The sequence below is a fragment of the Streptomyces cinereospinus genome, assembly GCF_042430725.1.
Classification (GTDB): domain Bacteria; phylum Actinomycetota; class Actinomycetes; order Streptomycetales; family Streptomycetaceae; genus Streptomyces; species Streptomyces cinereospinus.
Map to the genome: position 1 here is coordinate 78415 of NZ_JBHMCY010000015.1, position 16059 is coordinate 94473.

The following is a 16059-nucleotide window of genomic DNA, read 5'->3' on the forward strand; positions in this document are numbered from 1 at the left end:
TGCCGACAGCAGCGACCGGTTGAACTTGAGGTCCACCGACTGGTGGACCCCCGTCCGCCTCACTGGAAGCTGAGCGTGTGGAAGACCGTCACGTTGCCCTCGAGTTCCTGGCACCACTGCGCGGCGGCGGCGAGCCGGCTCCCGCTGTCGGGCGCCGTGGTGTCCAGGAGGATCCCGAGCGAGGTGCCGCTGTGGCCGATGACGACGCCGAGACCGCCGACGTCCTCGCAGACGCGGATCATCGGCTCCAACGACCTCTTGTGGCGCAGCACCTGGTTCATCCGGGCGCTCTCGGTGGCCACCCGGCCGACCTCGGCCAGGTCGCGGCGGGCCACGGCGCCCGTGATGCGGTCCAGGAGACCGGCGTACCGCCACCGGTCGGCCGTGGTGAACGGTTTCGGTATGGCGTTGAAGGCGACCGTGTCGACGGCGCCGCCCTCGTCGATGCCGACGACCGTCATCGGGGGCAGCGACCCGAGTTCCGCGCGCAGCCGCACGCTGCGGTGGTGGAAGGCGACGATCGCCGGGTACAGGACGCCGTCGGTGGGTTCGATGCGGGCCAGGTACGACTCCATACGGCGGGGCGGCATGGGTTCGCCGAGGGCGTTGGCGACGGCCCGTGCCGTGGCCACCAGGTCGGCGGACGAACTGGCGAGGCCCTTGCCCTCGGGCAGGGTGCTGTCGATGACCAGCGCCCCGCCGCCGGGCCTTCCGGCGTCGTCCAGGACCATCCCGGCCAGCCGCAGGGCCTTCTTCTTGTGGGCCGGTTCGACGACCACCTCCGACTGGTCCGGGTCGAGCACGAAGCGGGCCGTGGACCAGCGGGCCACCGGCAGGGTGACCAGGAAGTCCCCGTCCTCCTCGGGCAGTACGCCCTGGAGCAGTTCACCGAAGGTGCCGAAGGCGGTGCTGACCCCGGTGGCCGCCACCTGGCGGTAGTCCGTGGTGGTCACGTGCGACTCCTGTCCTGTACGGGTCTGTTCCGCGCGGGTGTACGGGTGGTCGTCTCCCGAATGCGGGCCGCGCTGAGGGCCGGCCTGGTACCGACGAAGTAGTGTCCGCCGTCATCCAGTTCGTGGAGCGTGACGCGCTCGGCGAGGGTCCGCCAGGCGCCGACGGCACGGGCCGCGTCCGCGGTCTGCGGGTCGTCCCGGGCGACGACGACGTCCACCGGGGCGGTCAGGCGGTGCGGGTGCGGCTGTTCCTGGAGCCGGATGAGGTGCCGGTGGGAGGTGCCGACGTCGTGCCGGTAGGCGCGGTCGGCGACCTCGGCCCGCTCCGGCTGGTACGCGTCCAGCTCCACGTAGGCGTGGCCGCCGCGCAGCCGGCCGAGCAGGGTGCGCCGGTCCGTGGCCGCGAGCTCGGCCAGTTCGCTCCGCGACGCCTGGGCGTCCGGGAGCAGTGGGGCTCCGAGAAAGACCCGTTCGACGGGTCGGCCCGCCGCCTCCAGGAGCCGGGCGGTCTCCAGGGCGGCCGCGGCGCCGGCGCAGTGGCCCCACAGCAGGACGGGCGTCGTGATGTGCGCGAGGATCTCGTCCCTGGCGCGGCAGGCCAGCTCGGGCACGTCCAGCAGGGGTTCGTCGGGGACGGCGAAGTCGTGGCCGGGCGGTTCGGCCCCGTACACGGCGACGCCGTCACGCTCCAGCTCCTGCGCGAGCGCCCGGTAGTTGACGGCGTTCCCGGCGGCGTACGGGAAGCAGACCAGGGTGTGGTGGGGGCTGCGCACCGGAAGCAGCGGATGCAGCAGCCGGTGGCGGCGCGGTCGGCGGGGCTCACCGTCACGGCGGCGGGTCAGGACGCCGGCCAGGTCGGCGAGGACCGGGTGGGCGACCAGGTCGGCGACGGTCAGGCGGCGGCCTAGGTGGGCGATGAGCCGGGCGGCGGCCAGGGAGGTGCCGCCGAGCGCGAAGAAGCTGTCGTCCTTGCCGATGCGTTCCAGGGGGACGCCGAGCACCTCGGCCCAGGCCACGGCGAGGCGCCGCTCGTCGGGTGTGGCCGGGGCGGTGCGGGTGACGCCGCCGTGGCCGAGGGTGCCGGCGAGTCCGGCCAGCGCCGCCTTGTCGACCTTGCCGTTGACGGTCAGCGGGAGGTGGTCCAGCCGGTGGCAGTAGGTGGGCACCATGTAGTCGGGCAGCTGGGCCGCGAGGAAGTCCCGTGCCCGTACGGCGCCGTCGGGGGCGGCGGCCGCCTCGTCCGTGGTGAAGAAGGCGACGAGGGTACGGGTGGCACCGAGGTCGCCGTCAATGACGACCGCCACGTCCCGCACACCCGCCATGGCCGCCAACCGGTGCTCGATCTCGCCGAGTTCGATCCGGTAGCCGCGGATCTTCACCTGTTCGTCGTGGCGGCCCAGGAACTCGAGGCGACCGTCGGGCAACCAGCGGCCGAAGTCGCCGCTGCGGTACATGCGGGTGTGGGCGCGGAACGGGTCGGGGACGAAGGCCTGCCGGGTGCGTTCCTCGTCGTTGATGTAGCCACGGCCCACGCAGACGCCGGAGAAGGCGATCTCGCCGGTCGTGCCGAGGGGGACGAGCTGCAGGTTGTGGTCGAGCACGTACGTGTTGACATTCCGCAGGGACCGCCCGAGCGGCACGAAGGCGCGCTCCGGAACGCCGTCCAGGATCTCGTGCATGGTGTCGTCGCAGACCTCCGTGGCGCCGTAGGCGTTGACGAGTCGGATGCCGGGGTGGGCGGCGAACCAGCGGCGGACCAGGTCGAGGCCGAGGACCTCGCCGGTGACGCAGAGGGTGTGCAGGGCGCCGAGGTCTCGCGGGTGCCGCTCCAGATGGCGCAGCAGGACGTCGAGATACGCGGGTACGGTCTGCGCGACGGTCACGTCGCGGCTGACGAGTTCGCCGAGGAACCCGGGGACGTCGAGCAGCGCGTCGGTGTCGATGACGCGGGTGGCGGCGCCGGCCAGCAGTGGCGCGGCGAACTGCCACAGGGAGATGTCGAAGCCCACGGACGCGGTCTGCGCCACGACCTGCCCGTGGCCCGCCGCGAACCCCATGTCGTCGATCTTCGCGTAGAGGTGGTTGACCAGGCCCGCGTGCTCGCAGAGGGCGCCCTTGGGGGTGCCGGTGGAGCCCGACGTGAAGTAGATGTAGGCGGCCTGGGCGGGAGCGGGCGGTCCCGGGAGGGGATGGTCCGCCGGGGTGGCACGCACGTGGTCGAGCGTCAGGACCGCGAGGCCACCCTCCAGTTCGGCGGCCGCCTTGCGGACGACGGACTCGCCGTGGTGGTCGGTGAGGGCCAGCACGCAGACGGCTTCATCGAGTTGGACGGCCACGCGTTCCACGGGCAGGTCGAGTGGCATCGGGAGGTACACGGCGCCCGCCTTGAGGACGCCGATGGCGCTCGCGATCCAGTCGAGGGTGCGGTCCATGACCACCGCGACCACGTCCTCGGCGCCCGCTCCCGCCGCGATCAGGGCACGCGCGACGCGGTCGGATCGTTCGTCGAGCTCCTGGTAGGTCCAGGTCCGGTCGCCGTGGGCGGCAGCGGGGGCGCCGGGCCTCTCCCGTGCCCGTCGCCGGAACAGGTCGACGAAGGTGAGATCGGGCGGGTCGTCGCGCGGACCGGCGAGTTGGTAGAGCTGGGTCGCGGTCTCCTCGGGGGAGAGCAGGCTCCGGCGGTCGTGACGGGCGGACGGGTCCTCGGCGAGCCGGCGCAGGGCGGCCAGTTGGTATCCGGCCAGGCGGGCGGCGTGGTCTCCGTCGAAGGCCGCGAGGTCGTACGTCACGTGCAGCGTGAGGCCGTCCGGGCCCCGCGCCCACGCGAACCGCACCACGGCGCCCGGGCCGTGCGGGTGGCCGTGGGTATCGGTCGTGAGGCCGGACAGGTCGAGCACGGCGTCGGGCGCGCCAGTCGTCGTCTCCGGCGCGAGCAGGACGGCTTCGGCCAGCTCGGCCCATGTGGAGGGGTCGACGGTCAGGCGCAGCGCGCGCGGTGCACTCCCGTGCCCCGGCGGCACGTAACCGGAGACGACGCCGCGTTCGGAGGTGAGCGTGGCCAGGACTCGGGCGTGCGCGGTGAGCAGGAGGCCGGGCAGGTCGGTGCCGAGGGCACGTGCCGTGCGCTCCAGGTCGTCGGCCAGGTCGGGCGGGAGTGTGGTCCGGTGTGTGCCGGCGCCGGGACCGCCCGCGTGCGGGGCGCGCCAGCGGGGGACGGTGGCGGTGAACCCGGCGGTGGGGGGCTCGGGCGGCGGTCCGTCCTCGGGACCTGGGTGCCGGGCGTCATCCTGGTGTGCCCGGCCAAGGGGGCTCGTCGCGGTCATCTGGTCGCGGCCCTCTCTCGTGATGAGTGCGGGGCGGGTACGGGGTCCACGTCGACCTCGACGAGGTCAGCGGCCGCCAAGGCGCGGCGGGCCGCCTTCAGCGGGTCGGGCGCCACGGCCACCACGCAGGCCAGGCGGTCCTGGAACGAGTGGGTGATGCGGATGTCGCGGCCGGGTGCGGTGGTCGCCCGCGCGGCCAGAACGCCGGGGGCCGCGGCGGCCGCGGGCAATCCGCGTACGGCCGTCACCCGGCCCTCGCGGGTCGCCCGGACGAAGCGCACCGCTGCGTGGCCCGCACCGGGGGCCGTCACCGCCGCCGGGAGGCCCGCGGCACGGGCCACCACGGCGTCCACCAGGTCCACGCCCAGAGCGGCTCGCACCGCGACCGGGATCATGCCGCCCGCCAGGCGCGGGTTGACCTCGATGACGACGGGGCCGCCGACGGACCAGCGCAGTTCGGTGTGGGCGGCGCCCCAGCCGAGGCCCAGCGCGGACAGGGCGCGCACGGCCGTCTCACCCAGGGCGCGGGTCGTGGACCCGGGGGTGGCGGCGGGGACGTCATGGCCGGTCTCCACGAAGTACGGGACGGGGCCCACGTGTTTGGCGACCACCGTGACGACCCGGCCGTCGAACGTCTCGACCGAGAACTCCGGTCCGGCCACCGCCTCCTCCACCAGGATGCGGCTGATGGCGCCGTCGTCCAGGAGCCGGTGGGCCCACTGACGGGTGTTGTCCGCGTCGCGGCACAGACGTACGCCGACCGAGCCCGAACCGCTGACCGGTTTGAGCACAACGGGGTATCCGAGGGACTCGGCCGCGGCGACGGCCGCCGCGGCGTCCTCGACGGCCCGGAACCCCGGCACCGGCACCCCGGCCGCGCGGTGCCGTTCCCGCTGTACGTCCTTGGCGCGACAGGCCGCCACCGCGTCACCGTCGGGACCCGGCAGGCCGAGCACCGCGGCGGCGCGGGCCGCTGCCTCGACGTAGTACTCGGAGCTGGAGGTGACGCCCGCGAGGCCGCCGGCCGCGGCCAAGCCGGTCAGCGCGCGCAGCACCGCGTCCGGATCGGTGGTGTCCAGGGTCCGGGTGTCGACGGCGTCCTCGGCGGCGTACGGATACCGTCCCGGGTCGCGGGCGAGCAGCACGGGCCGCAGGCCCCGCGCGCGTGCGGCGGCGCAGAACTCCTGCCCGGTCCCCGTGGTGTTGCTCTCCACGAAGGCCATCCATCCACCGCTCATCGGGTGCCTCCCGGCGTGTACCGGGCCACGACCGCCTGCGTCTCGGCGTCCAGTCGCAGGCGTGCCTCCCGCAGGCGGGCGCGGTGGGCGGCGGCCCACTCCGTGTGGTCGTGCAGACGGCCCCGCAGGGCGTCCACCGCCTTGCCGCACTCCCCCGGGCCGCCGCCGCGGTTCAGACCGGCGACCACCTCGCGCAGTTCGGGGAGCGGCGTTCCCAGGCCGTCGGGCCGCAGGTCCGCCGCGACGAGTTCGGTGCCGCCGGACTCGACCGCCCGGCGTACGGCCGCGCCGACGGCGTGGTGCGCCGTACGGAACGGGACGCCCCGCGCGACCATCCGGTTGGCGACCACGGTGGCTGTCACGAAGCCCTCCTTGGCACGGGCCTGCATCCGCTCGGCGTCCGGGCGGGCCCCGGAGACCAGCACCTGGCCGAGCAGGATCGCGTCCCGTACGGCGGCCAGGGCGGGCCAGGCCACGGAGACGGCTTCCGTGCCGACCTCGATGGAGTTGGTGAACGGGGTCGACTTCATCGCCGAGGCCGCAGCCGTCCAGGCGCCGATGGCGATCGCCGCCTTCGCCTTGACGTGTTCGAGCAGGAACGCGTTGCGTTTCTGCGGCATCGCGGAGCTGCCCCCGACGAGCCGTTCGGGGAAGTCGACGAAGCCGAACTCCTGTGTGCTCCACAACTGCAGATCGGTGGCGAGCCGGCTGAGGGTGACCGCGGCCGACGCGACCACGGCGAGCCCGCGCAGCATGGTGTCGCGGGCGGCGACCGCGTCGGTGGCGTGCAGCGGCGGCGCTGTGAAGCCCAGCAGGACGGCCGTGCGCTCCGAGTTGATCGGTAGGTCGGTACCGGCGACGGCGCCCGCGCCGAGGGGGCAGCGGTCCAGTTCGTCGACCGTGTGCCGCAGTGCCGCGAGGTCCCGGTCCAGGGCGGCGGCGATGCCCGCCAGGTAGTAGCCGTAGGTCGCGGGCATCGCGGGCTGGAAGTGGGTGTAGACGGGCATGACGACATCGGCGTGCGCGCGGCTGCGGGACAGCAGGACGCCTTGCTGGCGCATCAGCTGCCCGTGGAGTTCGGAGAGCTCCTCGCGCAGCCGCATCGCCGTGACGGTCGCCTTGAGGTCGTTGCGGGAGCGGGCGGTGTGCAGCTTGCCGCCGACGTCGGCCCCCAGTTCGGCGGAGAGGTGTCCCTCGTACATGAGGTAGGCGCCGCGCGGGGCGTCCAGGCCCTCCAGTTCGCGGAAGCTGCTCGCCCGCAGTCGCTGTACGGCCTCGATGAGCCGGGCCGCGGCCTCACCCGGCAGCAGTCCGCTCTCGGCGAGCATCACCACGTGCGCGAGGTCCACGGTGGTGATGGGTTCGAGCTCGCGGCGGACCTCAGCCGGGCTCTGTTCGCCGTAGACGATGCGGCGGGTGCGGGGGGCGAGCGTGCCGGTGAGGCGGCCGGTGTCCTTGCTCCGGGGGCTCACGACAGGGCCCCTTCGGCCAGCGGGGCGTGCGGGACGACGCCGGGCACCGCGTCGTAGGAACGCCGTCGCCAGACGAGCCGGGACCAGCGGTCCCCCGCCGCCCCGGGCTCGGTGACCTGGGCGGGCTCGGCCGGACGGACCACCGCCGCGTGGCCGCCCGCGGCGAGCCAGGCGTCGTCGTAGACCGTGGCCTGGTAGCGGTAGCCCTCGTCGGGGAGCATCACGACACAGGTCCGGTCGGGATGGCGCGCGGCCCACCAGCGGGCGACCTGGTAGGCGGCGCCGCTGGTGGGGCCCTGGAACAGTGCGTGCCGGGCGTGCAGCGCGCGGGTGCTGGCGTACGCCTCCGCGGCGGACAGCCAGTGCACCTCGTCGAAGACGCCGTGGTCAAGGTTGGCCGGCCACAGGCTGTTGCCGAGGCCGCGCAGCTCCCGCGGGCCGTCCGGCTGGCCGAACAGAACGCTGTGGTGGGTGTCGACACCGAGCGCGACGGTGTGCGGGGTACGGGTGCGCAGGGCACGCGTGGTGCCGCACATGGATCCGCCCGAACCGACCGGGCCGACCAGGCAGTCGACCGTGCCGAGCGTGCGCCGCAACTGGTCGGCGACCGTGGCGTACGAGCGCGGGTTGTCGGGGTTGCTGTACTGCTCGGGGCAGAACGTGTCGGGCAGTTCGGCCCGGATCTCCGCGAGGCGGTTGAGCCGGGCCGTCTGGTAGCCGCCGACCGGCGCGGGCTCCTGGCAGATCTCGACGCGGGCGCCGAGGTCGGTGAGCCGGCGGTACAGGTTGGCGTCGATGGCCGGGTCGCTGACGAGGATCAGCTTGCGGCGCATCAGGGCGGCCTGCATGGCCAGAGCGAGTCCGAAGGTGCCGGAGGTGGTCTCCACGATGACCGTGTCCGGCCCCAACTCGCCTTTGTGTTCCGCGCGTTGCAGGATGTAGTGGGCGGGAAGCAGCTTCATCAGGGTGAAGACGGCGCCGTAGAGGTTGGAACCGATCCGGATGAGGCGCGGCATCATCGTGGCCTCGGTGATCGAGGGGTACGTCGGGGTGGCCGGAGGCATGGTGCTCCTGGGATCGTGGGCGGGCACAGGGTTCCCCGGGGTGCAGGCGGAGGCTTTTTGCGGCGGTACGAGCCCTTCGGGCGAACACTCCCGTGCGGTCCATGCTGACGCGCCGGCCTGACACGGGGCTGACACCCGTGGCTGGCCGCCTTGTCAGCAGGACGTCAGCGCGGCGCGAGACCATCGCCCGGGCACCGGTGGGTGCCGGAGCGACTGACGACCCTTGGGGGCAGGATGCTGTGGACGCAGGTCGTGGAACCGAGACCCTTCGCCGAGCGGCGCCTGGTGTGCTTTCCGCACGCGGGCGGTTCTCCCTACTTCTTCCGCGGCTGGAGCAAGGGGCTGCACGAGCTGGAGGTGCACGCGGTGTGCTACCCGGGGCGCGCCGAGCGTTTCGGGGAGCCGTACGCCACCGAACTCGCGCCGATGGCCCAGCACATCGCGGCTGAGCTGCTGACCGTCGACGATCCCCGCCCGCTCGCCCTGTTCGGCCACAGCATGGGCGCGACCGTGGCCTACGAGGTGGCCAGGGCCCTCGAGGCGGCGGGCCGCACCGTGCACCATCTGTTCGCCTCCGGCGCCCGTGCCCCGCAGCTGAACGTTCCGGACCCCGCGGCGGCGACCACCTGGGACGAGGCCGCGGTCGTCAGGACCCTGATCGAACTGGGCGGCACCGACCCGGAACTGCTGCGCAACCAGGGGTTCGTGGACCTGGTCCTGCCGTACATCGGCGCCGACTTCCGGATGCTCGCCGCGTACGGGCGCGGCCCCGCCGAGCCGCTCGCCTGCCCGGTCACGGCGCTGGTGGGCGCCGACGACCCCCGGGTGACCGGCGACCAGACGGCGGCCTGGCGGGAGGTCACCGGGGGGCCGTTCCGGTTGCGGACGCTGCCCGGGGAGCACTTCTACCTGGAGCAGGACCCGCCGTACGACACGGTGGCCAGGACGCTGGGCGCCCCCGGACGGCACGCGGGGCCGCGCTGATCGCCCGCGTCACTGGTCGCGGTACATCTCCGCCAGCAGGAACGCCAGGTCCAACGACTGCGTGTGGTTCAGCCGCGGATCGCAGGCCGTCTCGTACCGGACCGGGAGGTCCTCCGCGAGGAGCGCGTTGCCGCCGCCGACGCACTCCGTGACGTCGTCGCCGGTCAACTCGACGTGAATGCCGCCCGGGTGGGTGCCCAGGGCGCGGTGGACCTCCACGAAGCCGCGCACCTCGTCGAGCACCGTCTCGAAGCGGCGGGTCTTGTGGCCGCTGGGCGCCGTGGTCGTGTTGCCGTGCATCGGGTCGCTGACCCAGCACACCTGGGCTCCCTCGGCGCCGGTCTTCTCGACGAGGACCGGCAGCACGTCACGTACGCGCTCCGCTCCCGCCCGCACCACGAACGTGAGGCGGCCCGGCTCGCGGTGCGGGTCGAGGCGGTCGATCAGCTGGAGTACGTCGTCGACGGCGGCGGACGGGCCGAGCTTCACGGCGATCGGGTTGCTGATGCGGGAGAAGAACTCGACGTGCGCGCCGTCGAGTTGGCGGGTGCGCTCACCGATCCACAGCAGGTGGCCGCTGCCCGCGTAGACCCGGCCGGACTCCGGGTCGGTGCGGGTGAGCGCCGTCTCGTAGTCCAGGAGCAGCCCCTCGTGGCTGACGTAGAACTCGGCGGTGCCGAGTTCCCAGGTGTCGATGCCGCAGGCGTGCATGAAGGCCAGGCTGCGGCCGATCTCGTCGGCCAGCGACTCGTACCGCTCCCCGGCGCGTGAGCGGGCGACGAACCCCCGGTTCCAGGCGTGCACCTGGCTCAGACCGGCGAAGCCGCCCGTGGTGAGGGAACGGACCAGGTCGAGTGTGCTCGCCGACGCTTCGTACATGGTGCGCAGGCGGGCCGGGTCGGGTCTGCGGGCCTCGGCGGTGAACTCCAGGCCGTTGACCGCGTCCCCTCGGTACGACGGCAGGGTCAGGTCACCCTGCCGCTCGACCGGACTGGAGCGCGGTTTGGCGTACTGGCCGGCCATCCTCCCGACCTTGACGACCGGCAGGGCGGTGGCGTGGGTGAGGACCACGGCCATCTGCAGCAGCGTCTTCAGCTTGCGGCGCACGGAGTCGGCGGTCACCTGCGCGAAGGTCTCGGCGCAGTCGCCTCCCTGCAACAGGATCGCCTGCCCGCGGGCCACGGCCGCCATGCGCCCCCGCAGGTCGGCGCACTCGCCCGCGCTGACCAGCGGTGCGTCGGTGGCGAGCCGGTCGGTGACGTCGCGCAGCGCGGCGGGGTCCGGCCAGTCGGGCTGCTGAACGGCCGGGAACGTACGCCGGAGTGCGGCGAATTCGTCGGTTTTCCTTTCCAGGACTTCCATGGCCATGCCTTCCCTGTGGGTGTCGAATATGCGCCCACTACATATCCACCCCGAGCACCCGGTCAAGCAATTCGAAAATGGACTGCAGCGGCTCCATGAAATTGGTCTGGCCGTGTTCGCGTGCCGGTTGATTGACTCTTCCTGCCCATGGCATCCAATTCGGTGGGGAGTTCGTCTTGAACGGAACGGGAACCATTGAAGTGCGGATGGCCGCTGCCCGTCTGCCCCGGCATGAACCACTCGCTCTCTACACCTTGCTGACCGGCGGCCGCCCCTCGGCGGACGTGTTCCTCCTGGAGAATCTGCCCGACCGCGGCGAGGACCGGCGCTCGGCCGTCGTCGGCGTCGGACGGCTCGCCGAGATCCGGGTGTACGACCGGTATCTCGACATCGACGGCGTGCCGGCCGTGGCGGCGGCCCTCGCCCGGGCCGCCGGATCGGCCGGCCTCACCGAGGACGCGCCGCCGGGCCCCGAGCCCGGGAGCCCGCACCGGCTGCGCTTCACCGGCCAGGACATGCTGTGGACGGCCCTCGGCCGGGCCCGGCGCGTCTTCGCGGTCCACGGTGAACTGCCCCAGCAGGGACACGCGTTCGGATTCCTCTCGTCGTTCGCGTACGAGTCCGCCTGGCACATGGAGACGCTGCCCCGGCGGACCAAGGAGCCGCACGGCCCCGACATCACGCTCTCGCTCTTCCGGGACACCGTCCGGTACGACGTCGCGCGCGGCGCCCCACTTCACCTGCGGGCGCACAGCGCGGCGTTCGCGGACGCCGGACGGGCGGCCGATGTCGCCGCGGCCGCCGCCGAGGCGGCACGGACCGCTGCCGTGGCGGCACCGGAGGCACCCGCACCCCGCTCGGTGCGCGACAGTGTCGGCCGTGACACCTTCCTGGACTGGGCGGACCGCTGCCTGCGGCACATCGCGGTCGGCGACCTGTACCAGATCCAGATCGGGCACCGCATCGACGTCGCCACGGACCTGGAGCCGATCGACGTCTACCGGCGGCTGCGCGCGCGGAACCCGTCGCCGTACATGTACCTGATGCCGAGAGCGGGCGGCACGCTCATCGGTGCGAGCCCGGAACTGTTCTTCCGGATCGAACCCGACGACGTCGCCGGGGACGAGATCGTGATGCGCCCCATCGCGGGCACCGCGCGACGCGGTCCCGACGACGAGGTCAACCGGCGTCGCGTCAAGGAGATGCGGGAGTCCAGCAAGGAACAGGCCGAGCACATCATGCTCGTCGACCTGTGCCGCAACGACATCGGCCGGATCAGCAGGCCCAGCACCCAGCCGGTGGACCGGCTCATGGAGGTGGAGACCTTCTCGCACGTCTTCCACCTGGTGTCGACGGTCTCCGGCCGCCTGGAGCCGGACGTGGACGTGTGGCAGGCGGTACGCGCCACGTTCCCCGCCGGAACCATGACCGGGGCGCCCAAGATGCGCGCCATGGAGATCATCGACGGCCTGGAGGGAGAGCGCCGCGGCAGCTACGCGGGCGCGGTGGGGCTGATCGACATGCGCGGCTGGTGCGAGCTCGCCCTGTGCATCCGCACGATCGAGTACGACGGCGCCGTCTACTCCACACAGAGCTCGGCCGGCATGGTCGCCGAGTCGGATCCGGAGGCGGAGTGGCGGGAGACCCTGGCGAAGATGGGCGCGGCGTACTGGGCGCTGACCGGAGAGGAACTGCTGCCGTGAAGGTTCTGCTGATCGACGCGTACGACAGCTTCGTCCACATCATCGACCAGTACCTGCGCACCCTCGGCGCGGACACCCTGGTCGTCCGCTCCCTGACCCGGACGCCCGCCGCTCTGGCGGGGCTGGAGCCGGACGCCGTGGTGCTCGGGCCGGGTCCCGGGCACCCGGCGGACTCGGGGCACGTGGAACTGGTGCACGAGTTCGCGGGGCGGGTGCCGCTGCTCGGCGTGTGTCTGGGGCACCAGGCCATCGGGCTCGCGTACGGCGGGCGGATCGAGGTGGCCGGGCAGGTGATGCACGGGCGGACCAGCACCGTACGGCACGACGGGGCGGGGCTGTTCCAGGGGCTGGGCCACACGCTGGAGGCGACCCGGTACCACTCGCTGCTGGTCGCCGAGCCGCTGCCGAAGGAGCTGGTCACGACGGCGGTGGCCGCCGACCACGGCTATGTGATGGGGCTGCGGCACCGGACACTGCCCGTCGAAGGAGTGCAGTTCCACCCGGAGTCCGTGATGACGACGGGCGGGCTGACCATGATGAACAACTTCCTGGAACTGCGCGCCTCCCCCGTCAGCCGATGACCGCGCCCAGCTCCGCGACGGCCTCCCCGATCCCCGTACGCGGAAGCTGGGCGTACCCCGCCACCAGCGCGGGCGGACCCTCCCCGGGCCGCGCGTGGAACGCCGCCGCCCCCCGCACCAGGACGGAGCGGCTGAGCGCCCCCGCAACCAGAGCCGCCTCGTCGGTGTGCGGGGGCAGCTGTATGCAGGCGTGCAGTCCGGCCGCCGGCCCCAGGACCGTGGCGCCGGGCAGATGCCGTCGCACCGCCGCCTCCAGGACCTGCCGGCGGTCCCGGCACAGGGAGTTGAGGCGGCGCAGATGACGGTCGTACAGGCCGCTGCGCAGGAACTGTGCGAACGCCAGCTGCGCCAGGCTGTCGGTCCCCAGGTCGTGCCGGGCGCGGGCACGCAGCAGCGGGGCGAGGACGGCCCGCGGTGCCGCGAGCCAGCCCAGGCGCAGGCCGGGGGCGAGTGTCTTGCTGGCGGTGCCCGCGTAGACGACGTGATCGGGGGCGAGCCGGCGCAGGGCGAGCGGCCGGGACGTACCGCGCTCGTACCAGAGGCCGCCGTCGTAGTCGTCTTCCACGATCCAGCTCCCGGTCTCCCGTGCCCAGGCGACGAGTTCGGCCCGCCGCCGCGCGGACAGGGTGACGCCGGTCGGGTACTGGTGGGCGGGCGTCACGAGCACGGCACGTACCCCCGAGTCCCGCAGCGCCGCCACGTCGACGCCCTCCGCGTCGACCGGCAGCGGCACCGGCCGCAGCCCGCACTCGCGCACGAACTGGCGCTGGCGCGGATGCCCCGGGTTCTCCATTCCCAGGGCGTCGACGCCCAGTTCGGGCAGCGCGGCGCCGAGCAGGCCGAGGGTCTGGGCGAAACCCGCCACGACCATGATCCGCTCCGGTGTGCTGGGCACACCGCACACCCGGCCCAGGTAGTGGGCGAGTTCGGTGCGCAGGGCCGGCACACCGGCGGGTGGCGGGTAGTCGTGGTCGGCCGAGTCCGCGGACTGCAGGGCCCGCTGGTAGCAGGTGAGCCAGTCGCGGCGCGGGAAGTGCGGGAACAGGGGGGCGTTGGGGCGCAGGTCCCAGCGCACGTTCGGCACCCGGCCGTCCTCCAGCAGGGTCGGTACGACCGGCTCGGGCCGCAGATGCCGTACGACGCGGGTGCCCGCGCCCTGCACCGCCTCCAGGTAGCCCTCGGCGACGAGTTGTCCGTACGCCTCGACGACCACACTGCGCGAGACTCCGAGGTCGTCGGCGAGGCTGCGGCTGGAGGGCAGCCGGCTGCCCGGGTGCAGCACTCCGGCGGCGACCTCGCTCTTGATGAACCGCTGGATCTGTGACGTCAGTGGGACGTCGGAGTCCCGGACGACGTTTATCGCCACGTGCATGCTGCTCACATCCCTTTCGCCGAATTGGACCGCACGAATGATCCGGCGGTGGTCTGGAAAGGACCCGTCGCATTTCCCAGACTGAAACCGGACCGAAAAGCGAAAACATTCGCGCAGGAGGAGATCGCCGTGGAGAACTGGCCCCACTTGCTGAACGCTCTGCTGGACCGCCACGACCTGTCCACGCCCCAGACCGAATGGGCGATGAACGAGGCCATGTCCGGTGCGGCGGGTCCGGCACGGCTCGCCGCCCTGATGATGGGCCTGCGCGCGAAGGGCGAGACGGCCGCGGAGATCGAGGGCCTGGCGCGCGGCATGCTCCGGCACGCGGTGCCGCTGACCGTGGCGGGCCGCTGCCTCGACATCGTGGGGACCGGCGGCGACGGCTCGCACAGCGTGAACATCTCCACGATGTCGGCGCTCGTGGCGGCCGGGGCCGGCGCCCGGGTCGTCAAGCACGGCAACCGCTCCGCGTCCTCGGCCTGCGGATCGGCCGATGTGCTGGAGGAGCTGGGAGTGGCGCTCGACCGGCCGGCCGACGAGGTGGGAGCGATCGCCGAGGAGACCGGCATCACGTTCTGCTTCGCCCCGCTGTTCCACCCGGCGATGCGGCATGCCGCCGGGCCGCGCCGCGAACTCGGCATCCGTACGGTGTTCAACGCCCTCGGTCCGCTGACCAATCCGGCCCGGCCGGCGGCCCAGGCGATCGGGGTCGCCGACCCGGCGCTGGCCCGGCGCATCGCCGAGGTGCTCGCGCGGCGGGGCACGGACGCGCTGGTGTTCCGCGGCGACGACGGGATGGACGAGCTGACGGTCACCACTACCTCCACCGTGTGGTCGGTCACCGGCGGCGAGGTGCGCCGGGAGTCGTTCGATCCGCGGGACATCGGCGTCCCGCGGGCCGCCGCGGGGTCACTGCGCGGCGGGGACCGGGTGTACAACGCCCGGGTGGCCCGGGACGTCCTGACCGGGGCCCGGGGGCCGGCCAGGAATGCGGTGCTGCTGTCCGCGGCGGCCGGGCTGGCCGCGTTCGACGGTGGCACCGGGCCGGTGGCCGAACGCCTGGCGTCTGGTCTGGACCGTGCGGCGCACTCCGTGGACTCAGGGGCCGCGGCGGGGGTGCTTGAGCGGTGGGTGGCCGTTGCGGGGCGCCGGGCGGAGGTCGCGGCCTGAGCGTCTGCGTGGCCCCGACCCCGCAGACGCTCAGCCGCGCAGCGTCAGCGCGGTGACGGCCGAAGCCGCGTCACCGCCGGTCACCAACGTCTCCCCCACCAGCACCGCGTCCGCCCCGAGCGCCCCGTACTCCGCCACGTCGGCAGGCGTCCGCACCCCCGACTCCGCGATCCGCACGACGTCGGCTGGCAGGCGCGGAACGACCCGCGCGAACGTCGACCGGTCCACGCTCAGCGTGCGCAGGTCACGCGCGTTGACGCCGATCACCCGCGCCCCGGCGTCGAGCGCACGCTCGGCCTCCGCCTCGTCGTGGGTCTCCACCAGCGGTGTCAGGCCGATCTCCGAGGCGAGTGCCGACAGATCGGCCAGCAGCGGCTGTTCGAGCGCCGCCACGATCAGCAGCACCAGGTCCGCCCCGTGCGCCCGCGCCTCCCAGACCTGGTACGGGTCCACCACGAAGTCCTTGCGCAGCACCGGCACGGCGACCCGGGCCCGCACCGCGTCCAGGTCGGCGAGGCTGCCGCCGAACCCGCGGCGCTCGGTCAGCACGCTGATCGCGGCCGCGCCGCCCTTCTCGTATGCCGCCGCGAGCCCGGCGGGGTCGGTGATCGCGGCCAGCTGGCCGCGGGAGGGACTCGCGCGCTTCACCTCGGCGATGACCCGGGGGTGCCCGTCCGCGGCCCTCAGCAGGGGCACGCAGGCCGCGCCCGGGCCGCGCTCCGCCGCCCGCTGCCGCACCTCTCGTTCCGGCACGGCGCGCCGGCGCTCCGCGAGGTCCTCGCGCGCCCCCGCCACGATGTCGTCGAGCACTGTCATCCGTACGCTCCCCCCTGG

General features: G+C 73.5%; 12 protein-coding genes. 4 read left to right on the forward strand and 8 right to left on the reverse strand.

The window, feature by feature from the left end; all coding sequences use genetic code 11:
- Positions 1–59: 59 nt before the first annotated feature.
- The 5 genes from ACFF45_RS10635 to ACFF45_RS10655 are packed head-to-tail and all read right to left on the reverse strand — an operon-like array spanning position 60 to position 8050.
- Positions 60–953, reverse strand: a complete 894-nt coding sequence (locus ACFF45_RS10635) for a GHMP family kinase ATP-binding protein (protein WP_381345068.1) — start codon at positions 951–953, stop codon at positions 60–62.
- Entirely contained in the window at positions 950–4276 is a 3327-nt protein-coding gene (locus ACFF45_RS10640; RefSeq protein ID WP_381345071.1) for a non-ribosomal peptide synthetase, read from the reverse strand. Before ACFF45_RS10640 ends, ACFF45_RS10635 begins: the two co-directional genes overlap by 4 nt.
- Complete coding sequence (locus ACFF45_RS10645; protein WP_381345073.1) at positions 4273–5514, reverse strand: ATP-grasp domain-containing protein; 1242 nt, start codon at positions 5512–5514, stop codon at positions 4273–4275. The genes ACFF45_RS10640 and ACFF45_RS10645 overlap by 4 nt, the downstream gene beginning before the upstream one ends.
- A complete protein-coding gene (gene argH / locus ACFF45_RS10650) occupies positions 5511–6986 on the reverse strand; it encodes an argininosuccinate lyase (protein WP_381345076.1) in 1476 nt (491 codons plus the stop codon). Before argH ends, ACFF45_RS10645 begins: the two co-directional genes overlap by 4 nt.
- Positions 6983–8050: a cysteine synthase family protein gene (locus ACFF45_RS10655; RefSeq protein WP_381345078.1), complete on the reverse strand. Its 1068-nt coding sequence runs from the start codon at positions 8048–8050 to the stop codon at positions 6983–6985. The genes argH and ACFF45_RS10655 overlap by 4 nt, the downstream gene beginning before the upstream one ends.
- Positions 8051–8302: 252 nt before the next feature.
- Between ACFF45_RS10655 and ACFF45_RS10660 the strand changes: the two genes are divergently transcribed.
- Positions 8303–9034 carry a thioesterase II family protein gene (locus tag ACFF45_RS10660; protein WP_381345081.1) on the forward strand — a complete coding sequence of 244 codons (732 nt, stop codon included), beginning with the start codon at positions 8303–8305 and terminating at the stop codon, positions 9032–9034.
- A 9-nt stretch (positions 9035–9043) separates the two neighbouring features.
- On the opposite strand, the gene ACFF45_RS10665 is transcribed toward ACFF45_RS10660, so the two are convergent.
- On the reverse strand, positions 9044–10402 hold the full coding sequence (locus ACFF45_RS10665; protein WP_381345085.1) for a class II 3-deoxy-7-phosphoheptulonate synthase: 1359 nt from the start codon (positions 10400–10402) through the stop codon (positions 9044–9046).
- A 200-nt stretch (positions 10403–10602) separates the two neighbouring features.
- Between ACFF45_RS10665 and ACFF45_RS10670 the strand changes: the two genes are divergently transcribed.
- Together ACFF45_RS10670 and ACFF45_RS10675 are read left to right on the forward strand one after the other, a co-directional pair.
- Entirely contained in the window at positions 10603–12099 is a 1497-nt protein-coding gene (locus ACFF45_RS10670; protein WP_381345088.1) for an anthranilate synthase component I family protein, read from the forward strand.
- Positions 12096–12680 (forward strand): anthranilate synthase component II, encoded by a 585-nt coding sequence (locus ACFF45_RS10675; RefSeq protein ID WP_381345090.1) that lies wholly within the window; start codon positions 12096–12098, stop codon positions 12678–12680. The genes ACFF45_RS10670 and ACFF45_RS10675 overlap by 4 nt, the downstream gene beginning before the upstream one ends.
- On the opposite strand, the gene pdxR is transcribed toward ACFF45_RS10675, so the two are convergent.
- On the reverse strand, positions 12670–14052 hold the full coding sequence (gene pdxR / locus ACFF45_RS10680) for a MocR-like pyridoxine biosynthesis transcription factor PdxR (RefSeq protein ID WP_381345093.1): 1383 nt from the start codon (positions 14050–14052) through the stop codon (positions 12670–12672). The genes ACFF45_RS10675 and pdxR overlap by 11 nt on opposite strands.
- A 123-nt stretch (positions 14053–14175) precedes the next feature.
- Between pdxR and trpD the strand changes: the two genes are divergently transcribed.
- Positions 14176–15225 carry an anthranilate phosphoribosyltransferase gene (gene trpD, locus ACFF45_RS10685; protein WP_381345166.1) on the forward strand — a complete coding sequence of 350 codons (1050 nt, stop codon included), beginning with the start codon at positions 14176–14178 and terminating at the stop codon, positions 15223–15225.
- Positions 15226–15255: 30 nt separating this feature from the next.
- Here trpD and trpC read toward each other — a convergent pair whose 3' ends face one another.
- The gene (gene trpC / locus ACFF45_RS10690) at positions 15256–16041 is read right to left on the reverse strand and encodes an indole-3-glycerol phosphate synthase TrpC (protein WP_381345096.1); all 786 of its coding nucleotides are present in this window, start codon (positions 16039–16041) and stop codon (positions 15256–15258) included.
- Positions 16042–16059 lie beyond the last annotated feature (18 nt).

Excerpts from the sequence above, each read along its gene's own strand:
- trpC (WP_381345096.1), bottom strand. The coding sequence starts at position 16,041 with ATGACAGTGCTCGACGACATCGTGGCGGGGGCGCGCGAGGACCTCGCG.
- ACFF45_RS10645 (WP_381345073.1), bottom strand. The coding sequence starts at position 5,514 with ATGAGCGGTGGATGGATGGCCTTCGTGGAGAGCAACACCACGGGGACC.
- ACFF45_RS10640 (WP_381345071.1), bottom strand. The coding sequence starts at position 4,276 with ATGACCGCGACGAGCCCCCTTGGCCGGGCACACCAGGATGACGCCCGG.
- ACFF45_RS10655 (WP_381345078.1), bottom strand. The coding sequence starts at position 8,050 with ATGCCTCCGGCCACCCCGACGTACCCCTCGATCACCGAGGCCACGATG.
- ACFF45_RS10665 (WP_381345085.1), bottom strand. The coding sequence starts at position 10,402 with ATGGCCATGGAAGTCCTGGAAAGGAAAACCGACGAATTCGCCGCACTC.
- ACFF45_RS10670 (WP_381345088.1), top strand. The coding sequence starts at position 10,603 with ATGGCCGCTGCCCGTCTGCCCCGGCATGAACCACTCGCTCTCTACACC.
- pdxR (WP_381345093.1), bottom strand. The coding sequence starts at position 14,052 with ATGCACGTGGCGATAAACGTCGTCCGGGACTCCGACGTCCCACTGACG.